This window comes from Paenibacillus sp. FSL H8-0537, from assembly GCF_038051995.1.
Lineage (GTDB): Bacteria > Bacillota > Bacilli > Paenibacillales > Paenibacillaceae > Pristimantibacillus.
The window spans coordinates 3,063,058-3,089,891 of the sequence record NZ_CP150290.1; the positions used below are offsets into that span (position 1 = coordinate 3,063,058).

Genomic DNA, 26,834 nt, shown 5'->3' on the forward strand with positions numbered 1-26,834 from the left:
GCAGTTTTTCCATTAGCTGCCGACTGCCTGGCCGCCTTCTATTTTGGCTTTGCCGCCGCTGCCAATCCAAGTGCGCTTCCATTCTCTTTGAATGAACGCCAGCATGAGCATGCTGAGCAGGGCAATGCTGCTTAGAATGAGGAAGCCCGGTGTATAGGAGCCAGTCGATTGATAAAGGCTGCCGAGAATAAGCGGCAGGAAGTATCCGCCAACACCGCCCGCTGCGCCGACAATCCCGGTCATAATGCCGATCTCCTTGCCGAAACGCTGTGGCACTAGCTGGAATACAGCGCCATTGCCCGCGCCGAGACACATCATGCCAAGGAACAGCAAGGTGCAGACCACGTAGAGTGAAGGCAGCAGGGAGACGGAAGCTAACATAACACCAGCTCCGACATACAACGTCATCAGGACGCGAATACCCCCAAGCTTATCGGAGAGCCAGCCGCCTACAGGACGGAAAAAGCTTCCGGCGATCACGCAAATGGTCGTAAAATCTGCCGCCTGAATCGCGGAAAGTCCATATTGCGTGTTGAAGAAAATTGTCAAATAGTTGGACATGCCGACGAAGCCGCCGAATGTAACACCGTATAAAAGACAGAACAGCCATGCATCCTTTTGCTTCAGCACTTGTCCGTATTCGGACAGCTTTTTCGGAGCGGGCTGATTGGGGCTTTCCTTGGCAAAGATCGTAAAGATGACAAATACAATTGCAATGGGAATAAGCGCAAGTCCGAAAACCGCTTCCCAGCCACCAAAATGCTGTGCCAGCCGATTAGCAAAAAGCGTCGTCAGTACGGTACCGCTGTTTCCTGCTCCAGCGATCCCCATGGCAAGCCCTTGATATTGCGGCGGATACCATCTGCTTGCAAGCGGCAGTGCTGCTGCGAAGGAAGCTCCAGCCACGCCGAGCAATAGAGCGACGAAATGCAGCTCTGTTAAGGAATCAACAAATTTCCAGCCCCAAATGAGCGGAATCATTGTAACGAGCATGCCGATTTGGCCGGTTTTCTTAGGTCCAATATGGTCTGTCATAAAACCTAGCACAAGCCGCAATATCGAGCCTCCCAAAATAGGTAAAGCGACGAGCTTAGCCTTCTGAGCGGCATCCATCGGGAAATCGCTGGCAATAACAACAATGAGCGGTCCCATCAAAATCCAAATCATAAAGCTGATATCGAAATACAAGAAAGAACTGAACAAGGATGGTTTATGTCCACTTTTCCAAAACGCTTTTTTATCTACCATGTCTCTATCTCCTCTATGATTGGTTTTCTCGTGCTCAGTCAGCGTGGGTGATGGCGGTTTTCGCATTCCCGGGGTGCATGGCGCACCGCAATTCCAGCTGTACCTATGAAGAAAAGGCCGCAGTCTGCCCCAAGCTAAAGCTCGGACGGATTGCGGCCTCATTGCCGAACGCCAGCACGACTCTGTGCGGACGATAGTTGCTCACCTCATTGTGAACTCAAGCTGAATTATAGAATAACCTCCACTACATGTCAATAAATATTACATAAAACAATTGTGTGATTTAAATGCCTAAATCACGTCATGTATATTGACACATGTGTCGAATTCTTTTATGCTCATAATAATCCATATAAAGGCCGCACAATGGTGTGCCGCCGCCCACCGGCAATGAAGCCCGCTCCCTGCTGACAGGGAACGGGCTTTTATGCTTATTTTCAGCTAAATGAAGGAGGAGCCCCCCATGGCGGTTGCCCGTGAAGATCGTGTTGATATAAAAAAAGGTTTAAGCGTTGACGAAGCGGTTCATAGTCTAATCGAACGTACGCTGCCGGGCAAGGTAGAGCATGTGCTTCTACAGAAAGCCGCTCAGCGAGTGCTTGCCGAGGATTTTTACTCCCCATTTCCTATGCCTCCTTTTCGCCGGGCAGCAATGGATGGTTATGCGCTACATTCAGCTTTTACCCAGACAGCTTCACCCGCTAATCCGATTCGCCTTATCGTAACTGGCGAGGTGCAAGCGGGGGCGGGAGAAATAGCTTGGTTTGCAGGCTCGGGCAGTCGTCCCCTCATTAATGAACAGCTGACGGCCGTGCGTATTTTTACAGGAGCTCCTGTGCCTGAATGTTTTGATGCAGTCATTAGGCAGGAGGAGATTCAGCTCCCGAGCTTGCAAGGACAGCAAACGGACGCAGTGGTATGGGGAATGCCGCAAATTCAAATCAATCAGCCCGTACAGCCGGGAAAAAATATTGCCGAGGCAGGCGAAGATATTGCTGAAAACAGCCTCGTCATTAAAAAAGGCACCAGACTTGGTTCGAAGGAAATTGCCATTCTTGCCTCTTATGGGCAGGAACGGGCTACTGTAGTCGCAAGACCCAAGGTCACCATCATTCCTGTCGGAGATGAGCTGCTGCTTCCGGGCCAGCCCTTGCAGCCGAATCGGATCTACGATGCCAATGGCTTCGCTGTGGAAGCATTTTTGCAAGAGCTGGGTGCCTCGGTGGTTCGTTCCTTGCCAATAAAGGATGATGAGGATGTGATTGCTTCGGCGATTAAACAAGCTGCGGAGCATGCGGATTTGGTTATTACAACGGGAGGCATATCGGTAGGCGATTATGATTGTGTGGCCCGCGCGGCGGATCGCCTCGGTTTTGAGCCATTGTTCACTAAAGTGATGATGCGCCCTGGGCCGCATTCGTCGGCATTCATACATCAAGGAAAGCTGTTGATTAGCTTGTCTGGCAATCCTGCTGCGTGCTACACAGGGCTTGTACTGTTGGGGAAGCCAATCATACAGCATTGGATAGGTCTCAATGGAAGCAAGGCGGAGTGGAAGCAAGCTGTACTAATGGACGATGTGGATAAGCCTTCGCCTTATCCCCGTTATATCCGTGCTTTTGTATGGATGGAGGCGGGGGAATGGCGGGTTAAGCCGCTGCTGAACGATAAATCGGGCAATATTGCTGCTTTTGCGGGGGCGAATGCACTCGCGGCAATTCCGGTTGAAGGTCTTCAGGCAGGAAGGCATGCCGCGTTTCTTAGTTTGACTTAACGAGTGAACACCATTTTGGCTATTTTACTATAGAACGGAGGTAACGGCTTTGATGAAGCAAAAACTTGTCGTTATCGGCAACGGGATGGCTGGCGTTAAATGCGTAGAGGAAATATATGAGCTGGCTCCTGAAGCGTATGACATTACCATTATAGGGGCAGAGCCGCATCCCAATTATAATCGTGTTCTTCTATCCAAAGTGCTGCAAGGGAACACAGCGCTAGCTGATATTACGTTGAACGATTGGAATTGGTACAGTGAGCGGGGCATTAATCTGTTAACTGGCGAGAGGGTTGAGCGAATAAATGCGGAGGAGAAATGGGTGCTGACAGCATCAGGGAAAAAGATAGCCTACGACCGCCTGATTATTGCAACCGGCTCATCGGCATTCATGCCCGTGCTGCCAGGCATTCAAAAGCCCGGCGTAACGACGTTCCGCAATATGGAGGACTGCCAGGCGATGATGGAGGCTTCCCAGCGCTTTAAGCGTGCTGCCGTTATTGGTGGCGGGCTGCTCGGGCTTGAGGCGGCGAGAGGGCTGCTTAATCTCGGGATGGAGGTAGATGTCGTTCACAACGCCGGCTATTTAATGAACCGCCAGCTTGACCGGATGTCAGCAAACCTGCTTAAGGATGAGCTGATGAAGCAGGGAATGCGTTTTTGGCTGAACAAGCGGACGGAAAAAATAACAGGTGTCCGCAGGGCAAGTGGCCTGCTGTTCTCGGATGGAACGACGCTTGCTGCGGATCTCATCGTCGTAGCGATCGGGATTAGCCCGAATTTAGCGGTTACAGCGGATAGCGGCATTCGGACGAATCGTGCAATCATCGTTAACGATTATATGGAAACGAATATAGCAGGCATATACGCAGTAGGGGAGTGCGCTGAGCATCAAGAAACCGTATATGGACTAGTTGCTCCGCTTTATGAACAGGCTAAGGTGCTCGCTCGTCATCTGTGCGAGGTAGAAACGGAAGGCTATCACGGCTCCATACCGTATGCACAATTAAAGGTTTCAGGCGTGGAGGTGTTTTCCGCTGGTGTTATCCGCGATGAAGAAGCCGAAACCGCGCTGCAGCATTATGATGCGATGAAAGGCACTTATAAAAAAGTAACGATGCAAGGCGGTATTGTAGCTGGAGCTGTATTATTCGGAGACAGCTCCGAAGGCAGCAAGCTGCTAGGGTATTTGAAACGCCGCGCTGGAATAGGCGTGCTCAAGGAAAGCGATTCAGGCTCCAAAACAGGCGGAGCTGACGCTGTTGCAGCTGCCATGCCGGACGGTGAAACGGTCTGTGCTTGTAATGGGGTAAGCAAAGCGGCTATTGTAGCGGCGATACATGCTGAGGGACTTGAATCGGCTGATCAAGTGCGCGACAAGACGAAAGCTTCCGGCTCCTGCGGCGGATGCCGTCCAATGGTGGAGGCGCTCGTAGCATATGCTTTATCAGGAGTTGGGGGAGCAGTTAAAGCGGCGCCAATTTGCGGCTGTACGGAGCTTGACCCGGCAGGGCTTAAAGAAGCAATGCTCGGGGATACATTCAGCGATGCTGCTTCAGCAAGAATGGCTCTCAAATGGAACAAGTCCGAAGGCTGCTTCATTTGCCAGACAGCGATGGGCTACTATTTGCGGCTGGCTGCAACAAGTGTCGCAGGCGATGTTCCAGGTCAGGCGAAGCTTCATTACCCGACGCTGCAGTCCGTGCTCCTATCTGCTTCTACGCAAGGGGAAGGGTCCTCCAACTGCCCGATTTCGCATGCCGACCGTCTCGAAGTTGGTGGGCCGGGTTATATTGCTGCAGAGCTGGAGAAGGCGCTGGGAAGTCTGGCATCGCCGACCATGCTCAAAGCTTCTGTATCTGCGGGTGCCTTATACCCTGCCGGTGTGCTGGTTCATGATGTCGGGATTGCAGCATCGCCAGCAGGGTGGGAGCTTTATATTGGCGGACATATGGAAAGCCCGGTCAAGCAAGCTCAACTGCTTATGATAGAGGCAACGGAGCAGCGAGCGGCAGAAACGGCGATAGCCTGCATGCAGTGGTACCGTCAAACCGCCTATTATGGGGAAGCCGTATGGAAATGGCTGGAGCGAGTAGGGCTTATCGCGGTAAGAGAGAAGCTGCTTGACCCTGATTTTCGCGAGGAGCTGCTCGGCAGCTGGCAGCTGGAACGTAACCGAGAGACATGCACCGTTTGAGTAGGGAGGAAAAAATAATGATAGAGCTAAAAGTAGTTGAGCCGAAAGCCCAAATAACGGCAGTCATGGATACACAGTGCCCTTTTTGCAGCGTGCAATGCAAAATGCGCGTTGAAGAGGAGCGCTCGGCGGCTGGACGTTTTGCTTATAAGGTGACAGCGATCCCGAATGCCGCATCGGAAGGAAGGCTATGTGTGAAAGGGATGAATGCGCATCAGCATGCGTTGCATCGCGAGCGCCTTGTTCATCCACTTATTAGACGGGAAGGAAAACTTGTGCAGGCGACATGGGAAGAGGCGCTCGAGCTGGTTTCCAGCCGTTTCCAAGCTTTGCAGGCCGAGCATGGTATGGATTCCGTCGCTTTATATGGCGGCGGCTCGTTGACGAATGAAACGTCTTATTTACTTGGCAAATTCGCTCGTGTTGGTTTGCGTACTCGCTATATTGATTATAATGGACGCTTCTGTATGTCGGCGGCCGCTTCCGCAGGAAGCAAGACGTTTGGTATTGATCGCGGATTAACGAATCAGTTGAAGGAAATTGAACGGTCGGAATGCCTGATTCTTGCCGGAACGAATATAGCGGAATGCCAGCCGACGCTAATGCCTTATTTTACAAAGGCAAAGGAAAACGGGGCGACCATCATTGTCATTGACCCAAGAATGACGGGAACGGCCGAGCTTGCGGACATTCATTTGCAGGTGAAGCCAGGCATGGATGCTGCGCTTGTGAATGGCATGCTAAAAGTTATTTTTGATGAGGGACTCATTGATCGAGGGTTTATTCGCAGCCGTACGAAGGGCTTCGCAGAGCTGGAGCAGCATGTAAAGGCGCTGAATTTGGCTGATATTGCAGAAAGCACTGGTGTTACCGAGTCGCTCATACGCCTCGCTGCGCTCGCATTTGGTGAGGCGAAGACGGGGATGGTTTTTACTGCACGTGGGGTTGAGCAGCATGCCGATGGTCATTTGGCGGTGCGGAATTTTCTCAATATGGTGCTGGCAACGGGGAAAATCGGCCGTGAGGGCTGCGGTTACGGGGCGGTCACTGGGCAAGCCAATGGACAGGGTGGACGAGAGCATGGTCAAAAGGCTGATCAGCTTCCTGGCTATCGACTGATCGAAAATGAGCGCGATCGCGCTTATGTGGCAAGCGTCTGGGGCATTCGCCCGGAGGAGCTCCCCGGCAAAGGGGTGTCCGCTTATGAAATGATGGAAATGGTGCACCGTGAGGAGATTAAAGCTTTACTTGTCATGGGTTCGAATCCTATCGTCTCGAATCCGAATGCAACGCTCGTGGAGGAAGGAATCGCCAAGCTTGATTTTACCGTCGTAGCAGATATGTTTCTGTCCGAAACGGCGCTGCTTGCTGATGTTGTGCTGCCAATATCCGCTTATTTGGAAAATACCGGAACGATGACCAATTTGGAAGGTCGCGTTTTGCTTAGAGAAGCGGGTCGCCTTGCGCCTGGAGAAGCCCGTCATGACTGGGAAGTACTATGCGATCTGGCCAAGAGGCTTGGCCGCGGCGAGTATTTTGCCTTTGAAAATTCGGAGCAAATCTTTAATGAGCTGCGTTTGGCAAGCAAGGGCGGGCTTGCCGATTATTATGGCATTACGTATGACCGGCTGCGCAAGGAGGAGGGCATCTATTGGCCTTGTCCATCGCTTGATCATCCGGGCACGAAACGGCTGTTCGAGAAGTCATTTGCCCATGAGGATGGGCTAGCCGCCTTCCAAACGGTTACGAGTGATTCTCCGGCTGAAAAAACAAACCGTGAGTTTCCGCTGCTTATGACCAATGGACGGCAGCTGTCCCATTACTTGACGGGCGTGCAGACGCACCGCAGCCCTGCGCTGGAAGCGAGAAATGTGGAAAATCATTTGGAGATTCATCCTAATACTGCAAAGAGATACCGCATTGAGGATGCCTCGCTGGTAGCTGTGCAATCGAAGCGGGGAGTGGTCATATTACGCTGCAAGGTGGCGGAAAGCATTCGTGAAGACACCGTATTCATTCCCATGCACTGGGGCGGTGTGCAAAATGTAAACCGGGCGACCAGTCCACAGCTGGACCCTTTTTGCAAAATGCCGGACTTTAAGACAAGCGCGGTAAGCATCCGGCCATACATTGAATATTTACAGGAGCATCAAGCATAAATAAATGCGACATTCCCATACTATGACGAGCCGTAGGTTCTGCCAAAACGGTATTAGCCTTGTTCAAGAGGGGGAATTCGCCGATGTGGCCGTATTCAATGAGTTTAACAGGAGAGCAGCCTGAGCCTTATGATGAAGAGAAGAAAAAGGCGGCTGGGGCGCTTGACGCTTTGCAGCAGCTGGGCCAGGTGAGCATTCCGCAGGCCGAGTCCAATATTTTTTGCATGACGATTATTGGACAGATTGAAGGGCATATGGTACTGCCGCCGCAAAACAAAACGACAAAATACGAGCATTTGATTCCGCAACTGGTCGCAGCCGAGCAAAACCAGAAGATCGAAGGTGTGCTGATCGTTCTCAATACAGTTGGCGGTGATGTGGAAGCGGGGCTCGCTATTGCTGAAATGATTTCTTCCTTGTCAAAGCCGGCCGTTACGCTTGTACTTGGCGGCGGGCATTCGATCGGTGTTCCAATAGCAGTTGCGGGCGACATGTCGTTCATTGCTGCGACAGCAACGATGACGATTCATCCCATTCGCTTGAATGGCACCGTGATCGGTGTTCCCCAAACATTCGAATATTTGGATAAAATGCAGGAGCGCGTCGTTCGCTTCGTTACGATGCATTCCAAGATTCCGGAAGCGACCTTCAAGGAGTTGATGTTTAAAACAGGCGAGCTGACGCGCGATATCGGGACAACAGTCGTCGGCGGAGACGCGGTGAGCCATGGCTTGATTGATGCGGTAGGAGGTCTTGGCGACGCGCTTCGGGAGCTTAGGCGGCTGGTAGAGCAGCGCAGGGTGGACGGTATGCCGGGGGTGTTTAACTAATGTCTGTTCTGTATACGATTGTTCCGCTGGAAGAAGTGCTTGCAGGCTGGCAGGCGGAGGAGAAAATCAATCAGGGCCGCGAAGTTTGGGTGGAGGGCGTTTATATGCAGGTAGAGCCTATTGCGCCAGGGATGGGCAAAGTCATTCGGCTCATTCATTGCGGACTGGATGATTACTTAAATCCGCAGCTTTCGCCAGGAGCTGTTGTCAAATATTGAAAATGGATTTTCCGGTTTAAGGGACTATCGAACGAATAGGAACATTTGTCCACCTATGGTATAATGTTTTACCGGGGGTGACGAACGTTGGCTAAGAAGAGAAGGGGCAAGAAATCGCTCGCAGCAAATTTGAAATATGAGGTTTACGGTATTTTACTCATTACGGTATCGATTATTGCTTTATCGGGAGAGGCGACGGTTGGACGTTCATTGTCCAAACTGTTCGGCCTCTTTCTGGGTAAATTTTACTTTGTGATTGCACTGATTGGCATATATGTGGGGCTGGTCGTGATGGTCAAACGAATGTGGCCGAAAGGTTGGTCGAACCGGAAAACAGGCATGCTTGTGCTCGTGTTAGCCTTTACGCTATGGAGCTCCATTGCCGAAATTGACCGCAAGCTGGGGGATACGACGCTGTTGTCTGGCAAGGTGATTTTGAATCAGCTGGACAGCGACTTAAGGGGCGAGCTGCTTGCTTCCAATCCGCAGGATTTACGCCCGCTTAAGGATAAGGCAATTAGCGGAGGTTACGTTGGAGCGCTGCAATATTCCGTGCTTTTCACCTTATTTGGGAAAATTGGCGCCCAGCTGCTAATGCTCGTCATGATTGCAATTTCCATTATGCTCATTACAGGGAAGTCCTATGTGGAGCTGTTCAAGACGCTGCGTACCCGCTTTGTTCGTATGCTCAAGCTGCTCGCAGCAAAATGGTCGGATTATTCCGCCGAGCGGGCTGCGGCGCAATCATCTAGAAATGCAAGCGTAGTATCGGGAGCAAGCACCGTGCTCACTTCGGACAATACGATTGATGATGATGAGGATTTTGTACCTCGCCTTGCCAAAAATAAAAAGTCGCTGTTTTTCTCCTGGCGGCAATCCGATAAGACGAAAGCTGCCGCCAGCCATGACGAATGGGAACTGGAGGATGAGCCGCTTCATGGTGAGGCTGGTCGTGGCGAAGAGGGCGCAGCAGTACCGCATTGGGCGGAAGATTGGGATCAGGATCAAGACTGGGACAATAAGCAGAACGGATCTGTTGCCCAAACATCGACCGGTACTATTGCTTCATCAACCGCAGCTCCGATGCCGGAGACAAGCGCTAGCTTATGGCCTAGCGAGCAGGAGGATTTGGCTGCCAAAGCTGCTCAGCCATACGCTCATACCGACATAACTGATGAGCAGGAATGGTCAGAGCCATGGAGACCGCAAGAAACGCAGGAACAGCAAGAGCTGGTACATATAGAAGGAAACGAAGCAGAGGAAGCGGGAAATCATGCAGTTGAGCAGATGAATGAGGAATTTGAGCAGGCTGTTCAACAGGATAGCGAAAAGTATGAAGAACCTCTATTGGATGGCGTGAGAGCGGCAGAGAGCCAACAGATTGCTGCTGTATCTGGCTCTAATGCTGGCAATAATGAAGCGAATCATCAAGCAGCGGAAAGCAAGCCCGCGCTAGCACCATTAAGCGTGCCAGTGGTCAAGCCGTACGTTTTACCGCCGTTTACTTTGCTGTCCAAGCCTAGCCATATGGTTAGAGGCGGCATTGGCTCAAGTTCCATGGAGGCGAAGCTTAAGCTGGAGCGGACGCTCGAAAGCTTTGGCGTGAAGGCGAAGGTGCTTGATCCCGTTATCGGCCCAGCCGTTACCCGTTTTGAGGTTGAACCGGCATCGGGCGTCAAGGTGAGTAAAATTGTCAGCTTGACCGATGATATCGCACTTGCGCTTGCAGCCAAGGATATTCGAATGGAAGCGCCTATTCCAGGAAGGTCGGCTATCGGGATAGAAGTGCCGAATATGGAAATCTCCATCGTTACGATGCGAGAAGTAATGGAAACAAAAGAATTTTATGAATCGCCTTCCAAGCTGTCGATTGCCTTTGGCCGTGATATTGCGGGCAAGCCAATCGTGGGCAATTTGGCGAAAATGCCCCATTTGCTTGTAGCGGGAGCGACAGGTTCCGGTAAATCAGTTTGTATAAACGGTATTATTACTAGTATTTTGTACAAAGCAACGCCAGATGAAGTTAAGTTTCTCATGGTTGACCCGAAAATGGTGGAGCTAAACGTATATAACGGTATACCGCATTTGCTGGCTCCTGTTGTAACAGATCCGCGTCGTGCATCGCTTGCGCTTAAGAAAATCGTTGTCGAGATGGAAAAACGCTATGAGCTGTTTTCAAAATCGGGAACTCGTAATATTGAGGGCTACAACACTTTAATGGCAGATAATCCGAAAGCGGTTCTGCCTTACATTGTCGTCATTGTCGATGAGCTTGCCGATTTAATGATTGTAGCGGCTAACGATGTCGAGGACGCCATTGCCAGACTTGCGCAAATGGCTCGCGCGGCAGGCATTCACCTTATTATTGCGACTCAGCGTCCGTCTGTTGACGTCATTACCGGTGTCATTAAAGCGAATATTCCATCGCGAATTGCTTTTGGTGTGTCTTCTCAGGTCGATTCACGAACGATACTCGACATGGTCGGAGCGGAAAAGCTGCTTGGCCGCGGCGACATGCTTTACTTGCCAATGGGTACTTCCAAGCCAACGCGGGTACAGGGAGCATTCCTTTCGGATCAGGAGGTCGAGGCGCTCGTTGGTTACGCCAGAGGGCAGGCAGAAGCGGAATATAAGGAAGATCTTGTACCGGAAATTGACGAGGAGACGGCTAGCTCTGAAGAGGTCATGGACGAGCTGTATGATCAGGCCGTTCAAATCGTCGTCGAAGCAAAGCAAGCGTCGGTCTCCCTGCTGCAACGCCGTATGCGAATTGGCTACACTAGGGCTGCAAGGCTCATTGACGAGATGGAAGCCCGCCATATTGTGGGTCCATACGAAGGCAGCAAGCCGCGTGAGGTGCTGCTTACAATAGATCAGCTCGAAGCGGGACGAATTAGCTCTTAAATGCCACCAGCGAAAAATTTTGCATAGAAGCTGGACTGATTTCTCATACTAGACTTAGGCAACGCTGCTAATTAGCGTACTATCTTGTAAGAGAAAGGCAGATCCTTCTATGAAAAAAAGACTAATGGTCATAACCGCAGTGCTCGTTATCGCCTTGTTCGGCTCCTATTCACTCCGGCATATGAATCAAGCTAAGACATCGGAGACATTCAGCAGTGCAACGCTCAAGGTTGGTTCCTCGGGCAAGGATGTGTACGAGCTGCAAGGCAGGCTGAAATATCTGGGATATTTCAGCGGGAAAGTAGATGGGCAGTTTGGAGCAAGCACGAAAAATGCCGTTACCTGGTTCCAATGGAAATTCGGAATGAAGGCGGATGGGGTGGTCGGGGCTTCGACAAAGCTGAAGCTTTGGGAAGCGACCAAAGCTTGGAAGCCGACAGCAGCAGCAGATTCGTCGTCCACACAAGCTGGTTCGGGGAATACAGCTGCTCCTAGCAATGGCGGCGGAGGTGGAAGCTCGCTTTCCAAGTCCAACAAGCTGGGTCTCAGCGCCAATGATTTGAAGCTGATGGCGAACGCCGTATACGGGGAATCTAGAGGCGAACCCTATGTAGGGCAAATAGCCGTTGCAGCGGTCATTCTAAATCGACTGCAATCAACTAGCTTTCCGAATTCGATTTCGGGCGTTATTTTTCAGCCGGGTGCCTTTACCGCGGTAGCGGATGGCCAAATTTGGCTGACGCCAAATGAAACAGCTAGCCGTGCGGTTATGGATGCGATAAACGGCCAGGACCCTTCAAATGGCTGTTTGTATTATTTTAATCCAGAAACGGCAACCTCGAAGTGGATATGGACTAGGCCTCAAGTGAAAACGATAGGCAAGCACATTTTTTGCATGTAGCGCCTGTACAGAAGCAACCGTTCTGCCTTAACGCAGCTCTGGTTGCTTCTTCCTTTTCGCATCGGTTAGAATGGTATAGGATACTTGAAATTGGAATACATTTACTTGAAGCATAGTACGTTATGCTTTTCGTATGCATAAAAATTTAGTTTGGAAGGAGCTAGCGAAGGTGACACTTTTCGAAAGAGGACAATTTGGTCGAATACGGCTGCATGTGCTGCCTACTAAGCGTTTCAAGACGTTCGCGATTTCCTTGTTTGCCGGGCGTGTGCTTGCAGAAGATACGGTTACAGAGACAGCTCTTATTCCTTTTGTGCTGCGCAGAGGGACGGCGGCGACGCCTGAGACGAAAGCATTTCGCGAGCGACTCGATGATTTGTACGGTGCCGGCTTCGGCTTTGATGTATATAAGCGTGGAGATTCTCAAATCGTCCAATTCCGCATGGATGTCATTAACGATCAATTCGTAGCCGCGGACACGCCGCTGCTTGCTGCGTCATTGGGACTGCTTGGCGAGGTGCTGACCGAGCCTTTGCTCGAAAATGGCGCATTCAGCCGTAAATATGTCGATGCGGAAAAAGTGACGCTCACGAAACGGCTGGAGTCAATCGTCAATGATAAAATCCGCTATGCTGCTGAGCGATGCGTTGAAGAAATGTGCGCGAATGAGCCTTATCGGCTGCATCCGCTTGGCAAGCTTGCTGCGATTGAAGGGATAACCCCTGAATCACTCCATAAGCAATACAAGACATGGCTTGGGGAAGCGGCGCTCGATTTGTACGTAGTTGGCGATACTACGCTTGAGGAAGTGACAGCTTACGTACGTGATGCGTTTAAGCTGGCTGACGGAGCAGCGGCGAGCTATCCAGCGGCAGACGTTACTCATCAGGTGCGCGAGGTTCATACGGTTGTAGAGCGAATGGATGTGACTCAAGGGAAGCTGAATTTGGGTCTGCGTACAGGTGTCGCTTATGGGGATGATGATTATGCGGCAGCTCTTATGTATAATGGTGTGCTCGGCGGATACCCGCACTCCAAGCTGTTTTTGAATGTGCGCGAGAAGGAAAGCCTGGCTTATTATGCCGCTTCCCGTCTGGATGGACATAAAGGCATATGCACGGTGCAGTCAGGCATCGAAATCGAGAACTATGAGAAAGCGGTCAAAATTATTCGCGAGCAGCTTGAGAGCATGCGTCAAGGCGTGCTGTCCGAGCTTGAAATGAGCCAGACGAAAGCAATGATAGCGAACCATCTGCGCGAGCTTCAGGATTCTGCTTATGAAATGATCGCTTACGATTTTAATGCGGTGCTGTCCGGCAAGGAAAGAAGCGCCGAGAAGCTGCTTGAGCAGGTGCAGGCTGTTACCGCTGCTGATATTGTCAGAGTCGCACAAAATGTGCAGCTCGATACGATTTATTATTTGCGTGATCGGAAGGAGGCGTAACCACCGTGCAACCATTGGAATATAAGGGCGTGCAGGAGACGCTTTATCGTGAAGTGCTGGATAATGGACTTGAAGTCATAGTGCTGCCTAAAGAGGGCTTTCATAAAACATACGCTACATTTTCCACGAAATACGGCTCAGTAGATAATTGGTTCGCAGTCGGCGAAGGGGAAGCGGTCAAAGTGCCGGACGGAATTGCTCACTTTTTGGAGCATAAAATGTTCGAGGAGCCGACGGGCGATATTTTTGCTACGTTTGCGTCCCAAGGCGCTTCTGCTAATGCTTTCACAAGCTTCGACCGCACGGTATATTTGTTTTCGGCGACGGAGCAAATTCCTGCCAACCTGGAGACGCTCATTAATTTTGTGCAAAATCCTTATTTCACCGATACGAATGTGGACAAGGAAAAAGGCATTATTGAGCAGGAAATCAATATGTACAAGGATAATGCCGACTGGCGCGTTTATTTTGGGCTCATTGATGCGCTGTACCATTCCCATCCGGTTCATATTGATATTGCCGGCACTGTGGAGTCGATTTATCAAATTGACAAGGAAACGCTGTACCAATGCTATGAAACCTTTTATCACCCATCCAATATGCTGCTGTTCGTCGTTGGCGGCGTAGATGCGAAGGAAGTATTTGATCTTGTAAGGAACAATCAGGCAGCCAAAAACTTCAAGCAGCAAGGCGTAATTCGCCGCTTGTTTGAGGAAGAGCCGACTTCGGTCAAAACACCGCATAAAGTAACGAAGCTTCCGGTATCGCTGCCGAAATGCATGTTTGGCTTTAAGGAGAAAAATACGGGGTTATCCAATGAGCAACTGCTGCGTCAGGAAGTTACTTCCAAGCTGATGCTCGATGTTTTGTTCGGACCGAGCTCAGCTTTGTATGAAGAGCTCTATGAAAGTCAGCTCATATCCGATTCCTTTGGAACCGAATATAATGCAAATCCAGGCTATGCGTTCTCGGTACTTGGCGGAGATACGCCAGATCCAGAGCAGCTACTTGCTCGTGTTAAGGCTGCTATTGAGCAGGCGTTAGAAAACGGACTGGATGAAATCGCCTTTGAACGCTCTAAAAGGAAAAAAATCGGCGGTTATTTGCGGATGCTGAACTCCCCTGAATCCATCGCTGGCGAATTTACGCGCTACCGCTTCCGGGATAGTGACATGTTTGATGTGCTGCCATTGTATGAAAGCTGTACGCTTGAGCAGGCGAATGAGCGTCTGCGTGAGCATTTTGATTTTAATCAGCTGGCGGTATCGGTAGTGGAGAAGCCTGAGGCGTGAAGACGCTTGGGGAGATGACAGTGCTTATTACAGGGGGAAGCCGTGGCATCGGCGCCGCAATTGCGCGGCGCTTCGCGGCAGAAGGCATGAATGTCGTCATCCATTATTTGAATGCCCATGAGGCGGCAAATGAAACTGCGAGGGAATGCTTGCAGCTTGGCGGAGATGCGATGACCATTACCGCTGATTTGCGCTCCAAGGAGCAGCTGCTGCGCATGCGAGACAAGCTTGAGGCGCATAACCGAATGCCTGATATACTCGTCAATAATGGCGGTATTGCGCATTACGGCATGCTGATGGACGTAACGGAGGAAGTATGGGACGACCTGATGGCCGTCAATCTCAAGGGAATGTTTTTGTGCAGCCAAATTTTTATGCCGCGCATGATCGAAAATCGTTTTGGCCGAATCATTAATGTATCTTCCGTTTGGGGGATATCGGGCGCCTCCTGTGAAGTGCTGTATTCCACCTCCAAGGGAGGAATGAACGCTTTTACGAAAGCTTTGGCTAAGGAATTGGCTCCGTCGGGCGTTACGGTCAACGCGGTTGCCCCAGGTGCGGTCAACACGGAGATGATGGATGGGTTTAATGAGGATGAGAAAACAGCGCTGGAGCAGGAAATTCCGCTGGGCCGTCTTGGCCAGCCGGATGAAGTCGCTTCGCTCGTTTATTTTCTTTCCCTGCCGGAATCCTCCTACATTACTGGCCAAGTCATCAGCCCTAATGGCGGCTGGCATACGTAAGGCGAAATGCTGTTTTTTGATGTCGCAACCTCCGCATAATCTGCCTCTTATCGAAGCAGAATAATGACTGTTGATGATTCTTCACAACACAAGGAGGCGAAGGAAAATGTCAACCGTTCTTACAAACTTCGATACGTGGAAGCAGTTTTTGGCTGACAAGGTCCAGCATGCGAAGCAAATCGGTATGGACGACGAGTCTATAGCGAAACTGGCCTTCGAAATCGGTTCTTTTCTCGATGAAAAGGTCGATCCGAAAAATGAGGAGCAGCGCGTATTAAAGGAGCTGTGGGATGCAGGCGACGATTCCGAGCGCAAAGTTCTAGCCCGTCTCATGTTCAAGCTGGTACAAAAGGCGTAATTCGCTACATGTTATTCGCAGAAAAGCCTCCCGCACGGAGGCTTTTCTGCGAATATGAATAATAAATGCTGCAATGGCCACAACCTTTTCAATAGTTTTGATGTGAGGTTGCAGGATTGTGGCGAAAATTGTAGAATAAGATTTTGACGGACAACTGGATATGTATGGTCAACAATGTGCTGGGATGGTGATTAGGCTGGAATCAAAACAATGGTATATGGAATATAAGATACATAAGAATAGGCCAGGCTTGCTCGGTGATATAGCTTCTTTGCTTGGTATGCTGGAAGTAAATATAATGACGATTAACGGTGTGGAAGACCGGACGCGCGGCATGCTGCTGCAAACCGATGATGAAGAAAAAATCGTGCTGCTAGGCAAAATGCTGAAAAAGGTTGATAACATTACAGTGAACAAGCTGCGTACGCCAACCATCGTAGACATTTTGGCTGTGCGCCATGGAAGATATATCGAACGTGATTCTGACGATCGCAAAACATTCCGTTTCACACGGGATGAGCTTGGTATTCTCGTTGATTTTCTTGGCGAAGTGTTTAAACGTGAAGGCAATCAGGTTATAGGTTTACGTGGCATGCCGCGTGTAGGAAAAACGGAATCCATCATCGCTGGCAGCGTATGCTCTAATAAACGGTGGGCGTTTGTTTCTTCTACGCTTCTCCGCCAAACGGTAAGAAGCCAGCTGTCGGAAGAAGAAATGAACGAAAATAATATTTTCATCATCGACGGCATTGTGAGCACGATTCGTTCCAATGAGCGCCATCATGCCTTGCTGCAGGAAATTATGGCTATGCCTTCGACGAAGGTCATTGAGCATCCCGATATTTTTATTAAAGAATCCCAATACGATCACAGCCATTTTGATATTATAATAGAGCTGCGCAATACGCCGGATGAGGAAATATCGTACGAATCGTTCACAGCAAATTACTCGGATGATTTTTAAGCTGAAAGGAGGAAGCAGGCATGTCTAATCTTGGAGCGCTGCTCCGCAAGGCGCGTGAAGAACGCGGGCTGACGCTTGACGATATTCAGGAAACGACGAAAATTCGCAAACGCTACCTCGAAGCCATTGAAACCGGCGATCACAGCGTGCTGCCGGGAAGCTTCTATTTACGGGCCTTCGTGAAAAATTATTGCGAGGCTGTAGGACTTGATACCGAAGAGGTGCTGCGCCTGCACGAGAAGGAAGTACCGAATACCATTACAGAGACGTTAACGGAGCCCGTTACGACAAGGCCGCCCAGACGCGTACAGTCTGTCGGCTCTGACCGTATTGGCAAGCTAGGCTTTAATGTGATGATGTGGTCATTTTTGATTTTGATTGTGGCGGTCGTATGGATTTTTGTCATAAATCAAAAAGACAAACCGTCTGATATGATCGATCAAGGAACGAAAATTACCGATGAATCTGCGCCGCCTACGCCGACACCGGAAGCTGGAGCGACAACGGGCGCTGTTGCACCTACTGTTACTCCATCTCCTACACCGACGATTCAGGAGGATGTGACGGTTACTTTTTCATCGAAAATCGGCAAGGTAGACCATTATGACGTAGGTCCAGGAACAGCCGTTCACAAGCTGGAAATCAAGGTCGCTGGCGGAAAAAGCTGGATGGAAGTTCGCGAAGGTGGATCTAAGGGCAGCGCGCTGCTATCAGAAAATGCAAACGACGGCTCTACGCTGAACTTTGAATTGACGCAGCCGTTATATATTAACGTGGGCCGCGCCGATCTGGTCACGATTTCAGTTGATGGCGTGCTTGTTCCAGATGGGGATCGGGCAGGCTCGAAAAAAATTCAGCTGAATCCGGCGGCATCGGCGAATGCAGGCAGTCCGGAAGCGACTGTCTCGGCTACGCCGTAACAGTGATTAAAGCTATTTTATAGGGGAGTGGAGTTACATGTCTTCAGAAAGTTCATTTGATATTGTGTCCAAGGTGGACATGCAGGAGCTAAACAATGCGATTCAGCAGGCGGAGCGTGAAATCGAGACGCGCTTTGATTTTAAAGGAAGCAAGAGCAGCATTAAGCTTGAAAATGAAGAGCTGGTTCTCGTTTCTGACGATGAATACAGACTCAACAGCGTTATTGATATTTTGCAATCGAAAATGATTAAACGCGGCGTGCCGATCAAAAATATGGATTACGGCAAAATTCAGTCGGCTTCGGCGAATACCGTTCGCCAGCATGTTAAGCTCAAGCAGGGCATCGATCAGGAGCACTCCAAGAAAATTAATATTTTGATTCGCGATTCGAAGCTAAAAGTGAAAAGCCTGATTCAAGGTGACCAAATTCGCGTAAGCGGCAAAAGCCGCGACGACTTGCAAGCCGTTATGAATTTACTGCGCGGTGCTAATTTGCCGATTGAGCTGCAATTCACAAATTATCGTTAACCGGATGTGACGGTATAGAGGTCCTCTTTTTTCGCTGTTTGGCGGGAGAAGGGGGCTTTGTTACACCTGTTTTTCTTCATTTTGACACCAGATTAAGCAATGTATTATACTTGGTAAGATAGTTTCGCGGAAGGGATCTGGGGAGACGCAGATGACAGAACAGGTGAGTGTAATAACGCGCAATGGCAGGATGGCAGGACAGATTTTGTTTTATTCGGGGAGGAAAAGGCATGAATCTCGCCAATAAAATTACGCTGGTTAGAATTATTTTAGTGCCAATTATTATGGTTTTCCTACTCGTTAATATGAATGTGGGCTCAGTTGTATTTGATGACTATTCCATTACATATAACCAGATTATTGCGGCAATTATTTTTATTGTGGCAGCGAGTACGGACGGTTTGGACGGGTATATCGCCCGCAAGAACAAAATTGTAACCAATTTGGGCAAGCTTCTTGATCCACTCGCTGACAAGCTGCTTGTTGCGGCTGTACTGATTTCACTGGTGGAGATGGATAAGCTGGCTGGCTGGATTGCCATCCTAATTATTAGCCGTGAATTCGCTGTTACGGGACTTCGCCAAATTGCGCTGCTTGAGGGCAGTGTTATGGCGGCTAGCAAATGGGGCAAGTGGAAAACAGCTATACAAATTACGATGATTATATCGCTTTTGCTTAACAATTTCCCGTTCGCCTTCATCTCGTTTCCATTCGATTTGATTGCAAGCTGGGTCGCAGTTGCGATTACGCTCTATTCCGGGATTGATTATTTTGTGAAAAATAAACATTTAATACCGGTAGAATAACGATGAAACGCGCTATGCCGTTTTTTGAAAAGCATCTTCCCTGTTTCGGGGAGGATGCTTTTGCTTACCGAATTATAGCGCTGCCATTACCTAAAGGAGGATGAATAGCATGAAAGCAGAGATTATAGCAGTAGGTACTGAATTGCTGCTTGGACAGATTGTAAATACAAATGCACAGTATTTGTCCCAAGAGCTGGCTGGGCTAGGTATAGATGTATATTTTCAATCGGTAGTCGGAGACAACCCAGAACGTATTCGCAAAGCGATTGTAACCGCGAGAGAACGCGCCGACTTGCTCGTGTTTACCGGAGGCTTAGGACCTACGCTTGATGATTTGACGAAGGATGTGCTGGCTGCTTATTTGAACCGCGGTTTGTCCTTGCACAAGCCTTCTATGGATAAAATCGAGGAGCTGTTCAGCTCAAGAGGCATGCATATGGTCGAAAGCAATCGCAGACAGGCATTGTCTATCGATGGCAGCGTGGCGCTGCACAATGCGGCGGGTCTTGCCGTAGGCAACGCCCTGACAGAGGATGGCACGCATTACATGCTGCTGCCTGGGCCTCCTAGGGAAATGAAGCCGATGATTGACGGGCCGGGCAAGGAATGGCTGCTGACGCTTCTGGGACACGAGCAGCCGCTTTATTCGCGTTTGCTTAAGTTCGCTGGCATTGGGGAGTCCAACTTGGAGGCTAAGCTTCTAGATTTAATTGAAGCACAGGTTGATCCGACAATTGCTCCTTATGCGAAGGAAGGCGAGGTAGCTATTCGTGTTTCTACGAAAGCGGCAACGCAGGCAGAGGCTGACAGCAAGATAGATGCGACAGTGGAACAGATTATTGAACGCATTGGAGAGCATCTGTATGCCCAAGAAGACATTCCACTGGAGGAGGCGGTCATAAGACTGCTTCGTGCGAGCAGACGCAAGCTGGCCAGTGCTGAGAGCTGCAGCGGTGGTCTGTTAGCTGAGCTGATTACGAGCGTTCCAGGAAGCAGTGGGGAATATACGGGCGGCGTTGTAACGTATACGAATGAGATGAAGCATGCGCTGCTTGGCATACCTTTGGCACAGCTAGAGGGCGAAGGGGCCCCTGGGGCGATCAGCGAATCGACAGCTGCGTTAATGGCTGAGCGGATACAGCAGCTTGCAGACAGCGACTTCGGCGCGTCCATAACAGGTGTGGCAGGACCCGCGGAAAGCGAAGGCAAGCCTGTAGGACTTGTTTATATAGCTATTGCCGAGCGTGGTAAGGAGACGGCGGTTTATCCGCTGCAATTAAGCGGCAGCCGGACGATTATTCGCGTACGTGCTGTAAAAACGCTGCTGTACCGTTTGTGGCTTGCTATCCAGAACTAAAGATCGATGTACGATGTCCAAAATCAGGCGAAAGGTGTTGCTTTTTGCCGGAAACGGGCGTATACTGAACACAACTTACGGAAGAACCGTGGCGAAGATAACTTTGCTGCGGTTTTTTTTGTTTAGTTCAAGGTGAAACAGCTGTTGCCGTCCTCTGGCGGCACATCGTGTTTCAGTCCGAGAAATATAAGCCTAATTTATACGTGAAAAACTTATAAATGCTTATATTTTTAGAAATTTCAAAGCTGCATGCCTACCGTCGTCTTCACAAAAAAAACGAATGTATGTTCGAAAAAGTGCTTGGCAAAGGGTCGGAAAAAGGTTATCATTATAATATAAATAACGAAGGATGTGAGTTGATTGGCTGATCGTCGTGCTGCGTTAGATATGGCTATGCGTCAAATTGAGAAACAATTCGGCAAGGGCTCTATTATGAAACTAGGGGAATCAACACATATGCAAGTGGAGGTCGTGCCGAGCGGCTCGCTTGCTTTAGATATCGCACTTGGAATCGGGGGGTTCCCGAGAGGACGTATTATTGAAGTATATGGACCAGAATCTTCTGGTAAAACGACCGTTGCGCTTCATGCGATTGCAGAAGTTCAACGTGCAGGTGGACAAGCTGCCTTTATCGATGCAGAGCATGCACTTGATCCGTTATATGCAAGCAAGCTAGGCGTCAATATCGATGAATTGCTGCTTTCCCAGCCAGATACAGGGGAGCAAGGGCTGGAAATCGCAGAAGCGCTCGTTCGTAGTGGCGCGGTTGACATTGTTGTTATTGACTCCGTTGCGGCACTTGTACCTAAGGCTGAGATTGAAGGCGACATGGGTGACTCGCACGTTGGTTTGCAAGCACGTCTAATGTCTCAGGCACTTCGCAAGCTGTCTGGCGCCATCAGCAAATCGAAGACGATTACGATCTTTATTAACCAACTGCGTGAGAAGGTCGGCGTTATGTTCGGTAACCCTGAGACGACACCTGGTGGACGCGCTTTGAAATTTTATTCCAGCGTACGTCTTGATGTCCGCCGTATTGAGACACTGAAGCAAGGCAATGATATGATTGGTAACCGTACACGTATTAAAGTTGTCAAAAACAAAGTGGCTCCGCCGTTTAAGCAAGCCGAGGTTGACATTATGTATGGTGAGGGCATTTCCAAAGAGGGCACGCTTGTTGATTTGGGTGTTGAACTCGATATTGTACAAAAAAGCGGTGCGTGGTTTTCCTACAATGGCGAGCGTCTCGGTCAAGGCCGGGAAAATGCTAAGCAGTTTTTGAAAGATCATGCAGATATTGCCGACGTCATTGACAAGCAGATTCGTGATGCCAGCAATTTGGTAGCGACTGCCACTCAGGCGACAGGGCTTGGTAAAGAAGAAGAGGACGAAGACGATTTCGACGAGTCTGAATTGGATTAATACGCTAAATTAGTAGCGAAATGGATAAATACTGATGACGACGCCGTTCCTTTTTAGGGACGGCGAACTTGTTTTAGGCAACATTTACAACTAGTTGCAAAACGTAATTTGGAGGGCCTATGATTGAAATCAGAGCGGTCGAGAAAGACAGTAAGCACCGAAGCCGCTATCTTATATTCGCGGAAGGCGAAGAGCCGATATTATCGGTTCATGAGGATCTGTTGATCCGCCATACGCTGTTTAAAGGACAACTTCTGACAGAGTCGCAAATAGAAGAAATTGGCAGCGAGGACGAGCGGTATTGCGCTTATGCGATGGCTGTTTATTATTTGGGCTTCAAGCCGCGGACAGGCAAGCAGATAGAGCAGTATCTGCAACGGAAGCTAATTGCTCAGGATCATATTAATTACACCATAGAGCGTTTAGAAAAGGAACATATTGTGGATGATGAACAGTATGCGATGCAATTTGCCGCTCAGCGAATGAAAAGCAGCCAGAAAGGCAGACGTTACATTCAGCAGGAACTTATGCAGCGGGGCGTATCGAAAACAGCAGCGCTTGCTGCTACTTCAGCAATTGACAGTGACATGGAGATGAATACAGCTAATGCTACCGCTTCCAAAAAATGGAGAACCATAAAAGGAGAGCCGTTTGAGCGCAGACGCAAGCTGGCGGCGTTTTTAATACGAAGGGGCTTTCCTGTAGACATTATTAAAGCCGCCGTAAAATCAGCGGAAGAGAATGCATAATCAATGAAGCAAAAAGATCAACTTGGGCTTTTGCTTGACAAGTGATTTTACCAAAAGATAAAATGAGTTTGTATTCCTTCCACATCAAATCTATTTTCCTTCCAAAAATTGATTTGAGAAGATTATTTTCGGCGAGTTGTTAGAAGATGAAAACGGTATGGAAACCGACTAAAATCAAATATCATTCCAAGCGTTTGCTTTTGTGAATGCAACGAGGAGGTGAACAAGAGGATGGATCCTATTTGGACGATCTTGATCAGTCTCGTTGTTGGCGTTATTTTCTTTGGAGTTGGTTATTTTATTCGAAAGTCGATTGCCGAAGCCAAAATTTCCAGTGCTGAGCAGGCTGCTATCCAAATCGTAGAAAATGCGAAAAAAGAAGCAGAAGCCCAGAAGAAGGAAACGGTGCTGGAAGCGAAAGATGAAGTCCACAAACTTCGTACCGAAGCTGAAAAAGACATTCGTGAACGTCGTAATGAGGTTCAGCGACAGGACAGACGTTTACTCCAGAAAGAGGAGTCGTTGGATAAAAAATTAGAAGCGCTGGAACGCAAAGAAGAATTAGTTGCCAACAAAGAGAAACGGATCGATGAAACCCAAGAACAGATTGATACCATCTATAAGCAGCAGCTTAGCGAGCTGGAGAGAATTTCCGGCTTGACGATGGAAGGTGCGAAATCGATTATTTTGTCTAATGTTGAACAGGAAGTACGACATGAGACAGCGCAGATGATCAAGGAAATCGAGCAGCAGGCTAAAGAAGAAGCAGATAAAAAGGCACGTGATATTATATCGCTCGCTATCCAACGTTGTGCGGCTGATCACGTAGCAGAAACGACTGTATCAGTCGTCTCCTTACCGAATGAGGAAATGAAAGGCCGCATTATCGGACGCGAAGGTCGTAATATCCGCGCTCTGGAAACATTGACCGGTATCGATCTTATTATCGACGATACACCGGAAGCGGTCATCCTGTCTGGCTTCGATCCTATCCGGCGTGAAATTGCCCGAACTTCACTTGAGAAGCTTGTCGCTGACGGACGTATCCATCCTGCTCGTATTGAAGAGATGGTTGAGAAATCACGCAAGGAAGTGGATGAGCGTATCCGTGAATACGGGGAGCAAGCTACTTTTGAGGTGGGTGTTCATGGCTTGCATCCTGACTTGATTAAGATTTTGGGAAGACTCAAGTATCGGACAAGCTACGGTCAAAACGTGCTCAAGCACTCCATGGAGGTTGCTTACTTGACTGGACTTATGGCTGCCGAGCTAGGCGAGGATATTACACTCGCAAAGCGTGCAGGCTTGCTGCATGACATCGGTAAAGCACTTGACCATGAGGTTGAAGGCTCGCACGTTGAGATTGGCGTTGAACTAGCCAAGAAATACAAAGAGCATCCTGTTGTTATTAACAGTATTGCTTCCCACCATGGCGATTGTGAAGCCACTTCGGTTATCGCAATGCTGGTTGGTGCAGCTGACGCTTTGTCGGCAGCACGTCCAGGCGCACGCCGTGAGACGCTCGAAACGTACATCAAGCGTCTGGAGAAGCTGGAGAATATTTCGGAGTCATTCGATGGTGTTGAGAAATCGTATGCCATCCAGGCCGGACGTGAAGTACGCGTTATGGTACAGCCTGAGAAGATTGACGATACAGAAGCATTCCGACTCGCTCGCGACATTACGAAGAAAATTGAAAGTGAGCTTGATTATCCAGGCCACATCAAAGTCACCGTTATTCGTGAGACACGCGCTGTGGAATACGCGAAGTAAACAGCATAGCAACGCGGAAAAGTGGCTGCCCTGCAGCCACTTTTCCTGTCTGAATAGGTAAAAGGAAGTGAGCAGCAGTGAACGTATTATTTATTGGAGATATTGTTGGAAGTGTAGGGCGTGCAGCCGTTAAGCAAGTGCTTCCAGCGCTTAAATCGAAATACAACCCGCATATTATTATCGTGAACGGTGAAAATGCAGCAGCAGGTCGGGGCATTACTAAAAGCATTGTCAATGAGCTGTTTGAATGCGGTGTTCACGGGATTACGATGGGCAATCATACATGGGATAACAAAGATATTTTTGATTGGATTGATGATGAGCCCCGTATCGTAAGACCTGCGAACTACGCGGAAGGAACGCCGGGACAAGGCATGGCGATCATTAAAGCGAACGGCAAGCAGCTGGCGATTATAAATTTGCAGGGAAGAACGTTTTTACCGCCGATTGATTGTCCATTCCGCAAAGCGGATGAGCTAATCGAGGTGGCGCATGAAACGACGAAAAATATTTTGGTCGATTTTCACGCGGAAGCGACTTCGGAAAAAATTGCAATGGGCTGGCATTTGGCTGGTCATGTATCTGTGGTTGTAGGAACGCATACGCATGTTCAGACGAATGACGACACGATTTTGCCAGGCGGCACAGCCTACTTGACGGATGTGGGCATGACGGGCCCGAAGGACGGAGTGCTGGGGATGGAGCGCAATGCGGTGCTGCATCGGTTTATGACTCAAATGCCTACACGTTTTGTCGTGGATGAAGGCAAGTGGCATTTGCATGGCGTGTCGATCCAAATCGATGATGCGACAGGCGAAACGACCAAATTCCAAAAAATTAGACTGGTTGAAGAAGATTGGCTGCTCATGTAGCAGTCTTTTTTGTTTAAAATTTAGATAATTCAGAACAGTTCGTTAATTTCGGCGATAAAAGCAGGAATTTTTCTACCTCTCTCGAATATTATTGCTAGTAGTGGAATCCATCCATCATTCCCGAGGAGGTACATTTTTATGGATGTATTAAAAGTTTCAGCAAAGTCCAATCCAAATTCCGTTGCAGGTGCGCTGGCCGGAGTTTTACGTGAACGCGGCGCCGCTGAATTACAAGCTATCGGGGCGGGTGCACTAAATCAAGCGATTAAGGCAGTTGCGATTGCGCGAGGATTTGTTGCTCCCAGCGGGGTGGATTTAATTTGTATACCAGCATTTACAGACATTGTGATTGATGGCGAGGATCGGACGGCGATTAAGCTCATTGTTGAGCCTAGATAAGCGCTTAAACGAAGCCTTAAGTCGTTAGAGAAATATAGAAAAAAGCTCATATGTAACGCCTGCCTACTCTCGCGTAAGCAGGTTTTTTGCTTTATAGTGACATATGTTGTTGTGAGTTAAAACAAATAAATGTTATGATTATTGAGCAGGTTGCAGATAAGGCGCATGATCCTTGTGGCAAGGAAAGCAGATCAATAAGCGAAGGGAAGTAAATGCAATGACACAAAAACTAGTACCTGTAGGGGTATCGGCACGCCATATTCATTTATCTGAAGAGCATGTCGCGATTTTATTTGGAGAAGGCTACGAGCTGACGGAGGCGAAAGCACTCTCTCAGCCAGGACAATATGCAGCAAATGAAACGGTTGCCGTAATCGGACCGAAATCTTCTTTTCCTAAAGTAAGAATTCTTGGGCCTGTCCGTAAGGCGACACAGCTTGAAGTTTCACGCACGGATGCTTTCTCGATTGGCGTAAACCCGCCGGTTCGCGAATCCGGTGATATTAGCGGCTCCGCTGGCATTACACTGAAAGGTCCAGCTGGAGAAGTGACGATTGAGGAAGGCGTTATCGTTGCAGCCCGCCATATTCATTTCCACACGAGCGATGCTGAAAAATGGGGCATTGCCGACAAGCAAAAGCTGAAAGTGCGTTTTGGCGGAGATCGTGGCGTCGTATTTGAGGAAGTGATCGCCCGTGTATCCCCAGATTTCGCATTGGACATGCATATTGATACGGACGAAGCGAATGCGGCTGGCATTAAAAATGGCGATACAGCTGAAATTGTAGGCTAATCATTATTTTGTATTAGGTCCTACTTAATTATTGAAACGGATAGCGGCGAATGAGCTGCTGTCCGTTTTTTTATTTTTTAAAGCAAAATAGGAAGGCGTTTTCAAGATTTGTTGGAAAAAATAGAGCATTGGCAGCATCAATAATGGATTCGATGGACTTATATGTGTTATAATTTCTTATT

Annotated in this window: 23 protein-coding genes; 22 read left to right on the top strand and 1 reads right to left on the bottom strand. The window is 49.0% G+C overall.

Annotated elements, in window-relative coordinates; genetic code table 11:
• Positions 1 to 12: 12 nt before the first annotated feature.
• Complete coding sequence (locus MHB80_RS13030; protein ID WP_341282523.1) at positions 13 to 1,248, bottom strand: nitrate/nitrite transporter; 1,236 nt, start codon at positions 1,246 to 1,248, stop codon at positions 13 to 15.
• A gap of 463 nt (positions 1,249 to 1,711) precedes the next feature.
• On the opposite strand from MHB80_RS13030, the gene glp reads away from it, so the two are divergent.
• From glp to MHB80_RS13140, 22 genes are all read left to right on the top strand, one after another.
• Positions 1,712 to 3,022 (top strand): gephyrin-like molybdotransferase Glp, encoded by a 1,311-nt coding sequence (gene glp / locus MHB80_RS13035; protein WP_341282524.1) that lies wholly within the window; start codon positions 1,712 to 1,714, stop codon positions 3,020 to 3,022.
• A gap of 52 nt (positions 3,023 to 3,074) precedes the next feature.
• Positions 3,075 to 5,219 (top strand): FAD-dependent oxidoreductase, encoded by a 2,145-nt coding sequence (locus tag MHB80_RS13040; RefSeq protein ID WP_341282952.1) that lies wholly within the window; start codon positions 3,075 to 3,077, stop codon positions 5,217 to 5,219.
• A gap of 17 nt (positions 5,220 to 5,236) precedes the next feature.
• Complete coding sequence (locus MHB80_RS13045; RefSeq protein ID WP_341282525.1) at positions 5,237 to 7,378, top strand: nitrate reductase; 2,142 nt, start codon at positions 5,237 to 5,239, stop codon at positions 7,376 to 7,378.
• A gap of 83 nt (positions 7,379 to 7,461) precedes the next feature.
• Complete coding sequence (locus MHB80_RS13050; protein WP_341282526.1) at positions 7,462 to 8,208, top strand: ClpP family protease; 747 nt, start codon at positions 7,462 to 7,464, stop codon at positions 8,206 to 8,208.
• Positions 8,208 to 8,426: a YlzJ-like family protein gene (locus MHB80_RS13055; RefSeq protein WP_341282527.1), complete on the top strand. Its 219-nt coding sequence runs from the start codon at positions 8,208 to 8,210 to the stop codon at positions 8,424 to 8,426. The genes MHB80_RS13050 and MHB80_RS13055 overlap by 1 nt, the downstream gene beginning before the upstream one ends.
• A gap of 87 nt (positions 8,427 to 8,513) precedes the next feature.
• Positions 8,514 to 11,330 (top strand): DNA translocase FtsK 4TM domain-containing protein, encoded by a 2,817-nt coding sequence (locus MHB80_RS13060; RefSeq protein WP_341282528.1) that lies wholly within the window; start codon positions 8,514 to 8,516, stop codon positions 11,328 to 11,330.
• A gap of 109 nt (positions 11,331 to 11,439) precedes the next feature.
• Positions 11,440 to 12,231, top strand: a complete 792-nt coding sequence (gene sleB, locus MHB80_RS13065) for a spore cortex-lytic enzyme (protein WP_341282529.1) — start codon at positions 11,440 to 11,442, stop codon at positions 12,229 to 12,231.
• A 133-nt stretch (positions 12,232 to 12,364) separates the two neighbouring features.
• A complete protein-coding gene (locus MHB80_RS13070) occupies positions 12,365 to 13,675 on the top strand; it encodes a pitrilysin family protein (protein WP_341282530.1) in 1,311 nt (436 codons plus the stop codon).
• A gap of 5 nt (positions 13,676 to 13,680) precedes the next feature.
• On the top strand, positions 13,681 to 14,967 hold the full coding sequence (locus tag MHB80_RS13075; protein WP_341282531.1) for a pitrilysin family protein: 1,287 nt from the start codon (positions 13,681 to 13,683) through the stop codon (positions 14,965 to 14,967).
• Positions 14,968 to 14,981: 14 nt separating this feature from the next.
• Positions 14,982 to 15,710, top strand: a complete 729-nt coding sequence (locus tag MHB80_RS13080; RefSeq protein WP_341282953.1) for an SDR family oxidoreductase — start codon at positions 14,982 to 14,984, stop codon at positions 15,708 to 15,710.
• Between the two features lie 106 nt (positions 15,711 to 15,816).
• Complete coding sequence (locus MHB80_RS13085; protein ID WP_341282532.1) at positions 15,817 to 16,068, top strand: DUF3243 domain-containing protein; 252 nt, start codon at positions 15,817 to 15,819, stop codon at positions 16,066 to 16,068.
• 196 nt (positions 16,069 to 16,264) lie between these two features.
• Positions 16,265 to 17,032: a DUF3388 domain-containing protein gene (locus MHB80_RS13090; RefSeq protein WP_341282954.1), complete on the top strand. Its 768-nt coding sequence runs from the start codon at positions 16,265 to 16,267 to the stop codon at positions 17,030 to 17,032.
• A 20-nt stretch (positions 17,033 to 17,052) separates the two neighbouring features.
• On the top strand, positions 17,053 to 17,952 hold the full coding sequence (locus MHB80_RS13095) for a RodZ domain-containing protein (protein ID WP_341282533.1): 900 nt from the start codon (positions 17,053 to 17,055) through the stop codon (positions 17,950 to 17,952).
• A gap of 37 nt (positions 17,953 to 17,989) precedes the next feature.
• Entirely contained in the window at positions 17,990 to 18,481 is a 492-nt protein-coding gene (locus MHB80_RS13100) for a YajQ family cyclic di-GMP-binding protein (protein WP_046230783.1), read from the top strand.
• A gap of 230 nt (positions 18,482 to 18,711) precedes the next feature.
• Positions 18,712 to 19,287 (top strand): CDP-diacylglycerol--glycerol-3-phosphate 3-phosphatidyltransferase, encoded by a 576-nt coding sequence (pgsA, locus tag MHB80_RS13105; protein WP_341282534.1) that lies wholly within the window; start codon positions 18,712 to 18,714, stop codon positions 19,285 to 19,287.
• A gap of 109 nt (positions 19,288 to 19,396) precedes the next feature.
• Positions 19,397 to 20,644 (top strand): competence/damage-inducible protein A, encoded by a 1,248-nt coding sequence (locus MHB80_RS13110; protein WP_341282535.1) that lies wholly within the window; start codon positions 19,397 to 19,399, stop codon positions 20,642 to 20,644.
• A 360-nt stretch (positions 20,645 to 21,004) separates the two neighbouring features.
• Positions 21,005 to 22,066 (top strand): recombinase RecA, encoded by a 1,062-nt coding sequence (gene recA / locus MHB80_RS13115; protein ID WP_341282536.1) that lies wholly within the window; start codon positions 21,005 to 21,007, stop codon positions 22,064 to 22,066.
• 119 nt (positions 22,067 to 22,185) lie between these two features.
• Complete coding sequence (locus tag MHB80_RS13120; protein ID WP_341282537.1) at positions 22,186 to 22,815, top strand: RecX family transcriptional regulator; 630 nt, start codon at positions 22,186 to 22,188, stop codon at positions 22,813 to 22,815.
• A 231-nt stretch (positions 22,816 to 23,046) separates the two neighbouring features.
• Positions 23,047 to 24,588, top strand: coding sequence for a ribonuclease Y (gene rny / locus MHB80_RS13125; RefSeq protein WP_341282538.1), 1,542 nt, complete (start codon positions 23,047 to 23,049; stop codon positions 24,586 to 24,588).
• A 77-nt stretch (positions 24,589 to 24,665) separates the two neighbouring features.
• Positions 24,666 to 25,460 carry a TIGR00282 family metallophosphoesterase gene (locus MHB80_RS13130; RefSeq protein ID WP_341282539.1) on the top strand — a complete coding sequence of 265 codons (795 nt, stop codon included), beginning with the start codon at positions 24,666 to 24,668 and terminating at the stop codon, positions 25,458 to 25,460.
• A 138-nt stretch (positions 25,461 to 25,598) separates the two neighbouring features.
• Positions 25,599 to 25,859 (top strand): stage V sporulation protein S, encoded by a 261-nt coding sequence (locus MHB80_RS13135; RefSeq protein ID WP_025335291.1) that lies wholly within the window; start codon positions 25,599 to 25,601, stop codon positions 25,857 to 25,859.
• A 217-nt stretch (positions 25,860 to 26,076) separates the two neighbouring features.
• A complete protein-coding gene (locus tag MHB80_RS13140) occupies positions 26,077 to 26,652 on the top strand; it encodes a phosphate propanoyltransferase (RefSeq protein WP_341282540.1) in 576 nt (191 codons plus the stop codon).
• Positions 26,653 to 26,834: the final 182 nt, after the last annotated feature.

Bases quoted from the DNA above. Each gene is read 5' to 3' on its own strand.
- MHB80_RS13030 (WP_341282523.1), bottom strand. From the start codon at position 1,248: ATGGTAGATAAAAAAGCGTTTTGGAAAAGTGGACATAAACCATCCTTG.
- glp (WP_341282524.1), top strand. From the start codon at position 1,712: ATGGCGGTTGCCCGTGAAGATCGTGTTGATATAAAAAAAGGTTTAAGC.
- MHB80_RS13040 (WP_341282952.1), top strand. From the start codon at position 3,075: ATGAAGCAAAAACTTGTCGTTATCGGCAACGGGATGGCTGGCGTTAAA.
- MHB80_RS13045 (WP_341282525.1), top strand. From the start codon at position 5,237: ATGATAGAGCTAAAAGTAGTTGAGCCGAAAGCCCAAATAACGGCAGTC.
- MHB80_RS13050 (WP_341282526.1), top strand. From the start codon at position 7,462: ATGTGGCCGTATTCAATGAGTTTAACAGGAGAGCAGCCTGAGCCTTAT.
- MHB80_RS13055 (WP_341282527.1), top strand. From the start codon at position 8,208: ATGTCTGTTCTGTATACGATTGTTCCGCTGGAAGAAGTGCTTGCAGGC.
- sleB (WP_341282529.1), top strand. From the start codon at position 11,440: ATGAAAAAAAGACTAATGGTCATAACCGCAGTGCTCGTTATCGCCTTG.
- MHB80_RS13070 (WP_341282530.1), top strand. From the start codon at position 12,365: ATGCATAAAAATTTAGTTTGGAAGGAGCTAGCGAAGGTGACACTTTTC.
- MHB80_RS13080 (WP_341282953.1), top strand. From the start codon at position 14,982: ATGACAGTGCTTATTACAGGGGGAAGCCGTGGCATCGGCGCCGCAATT.
- MHB80_RS13085 (WP_341282532.1), top strand. From the start codon at position 15,817: ATGTCAACCGTTCTTACAAACTTCGATACGTGGAAGCAGTTTTTGGCT.
- MHB80_RS13095 (WP_341282533.1), top strand. From the start codon at position 17,053: ATGTCTAATCTTGGAGCGCTGCTCCGCAAGGCGCGTGAAGAACGCGGG.
- MHB80_RS13100 (WP_046230783.1), top strand. From the start codon at position 17,990: ATGTCTTCAGAAAGTTCATTTGATATTGTGTCCAAGGTGGACATGCAG.
- pgsA (WP_341282534.1), top strand. From the start codon at position 18,712: ATGAATCTCGCCAATAAAATTACGCTGGTTAGAATTATTTTAGTGCCA.
- MHB80_RS13110 (WP_341282535.1), top strand. From the start codon at position 19,397: ATGAAAGCAGAGATTATAGCAGTAGGTACTGAATTGCTGCTTGGACAG.
- MHB80_RS13120 (WP_341282537.1), top strand. From the start codon at position 22,186: ATGATTGAAATCAGAGCGGTCGAGAAAGACAGTAAGCACCGAAGCCGC.
- rny (WP_341282538.1), top strand. From the start codon at position 23,047: ATGGATCCTATTTGGACGATCTTGATCAGTCTCGTTGTTGGCGTTATT.
- MHB80_RS13135 (WP_025335291.1), top strand. From the start codon at position 25,599: ATGGATGTATTAAAAGTTTCAGCAAAGTCCAATCCAAATTCCGTTGCA.
- MHB80_RS13140 (WP_341282540.1), top strand. From the start codon at position 26,077: ATGACACAAAAACTAGTACCTGTAGGGGTATCGGCACGCCATATTCAT.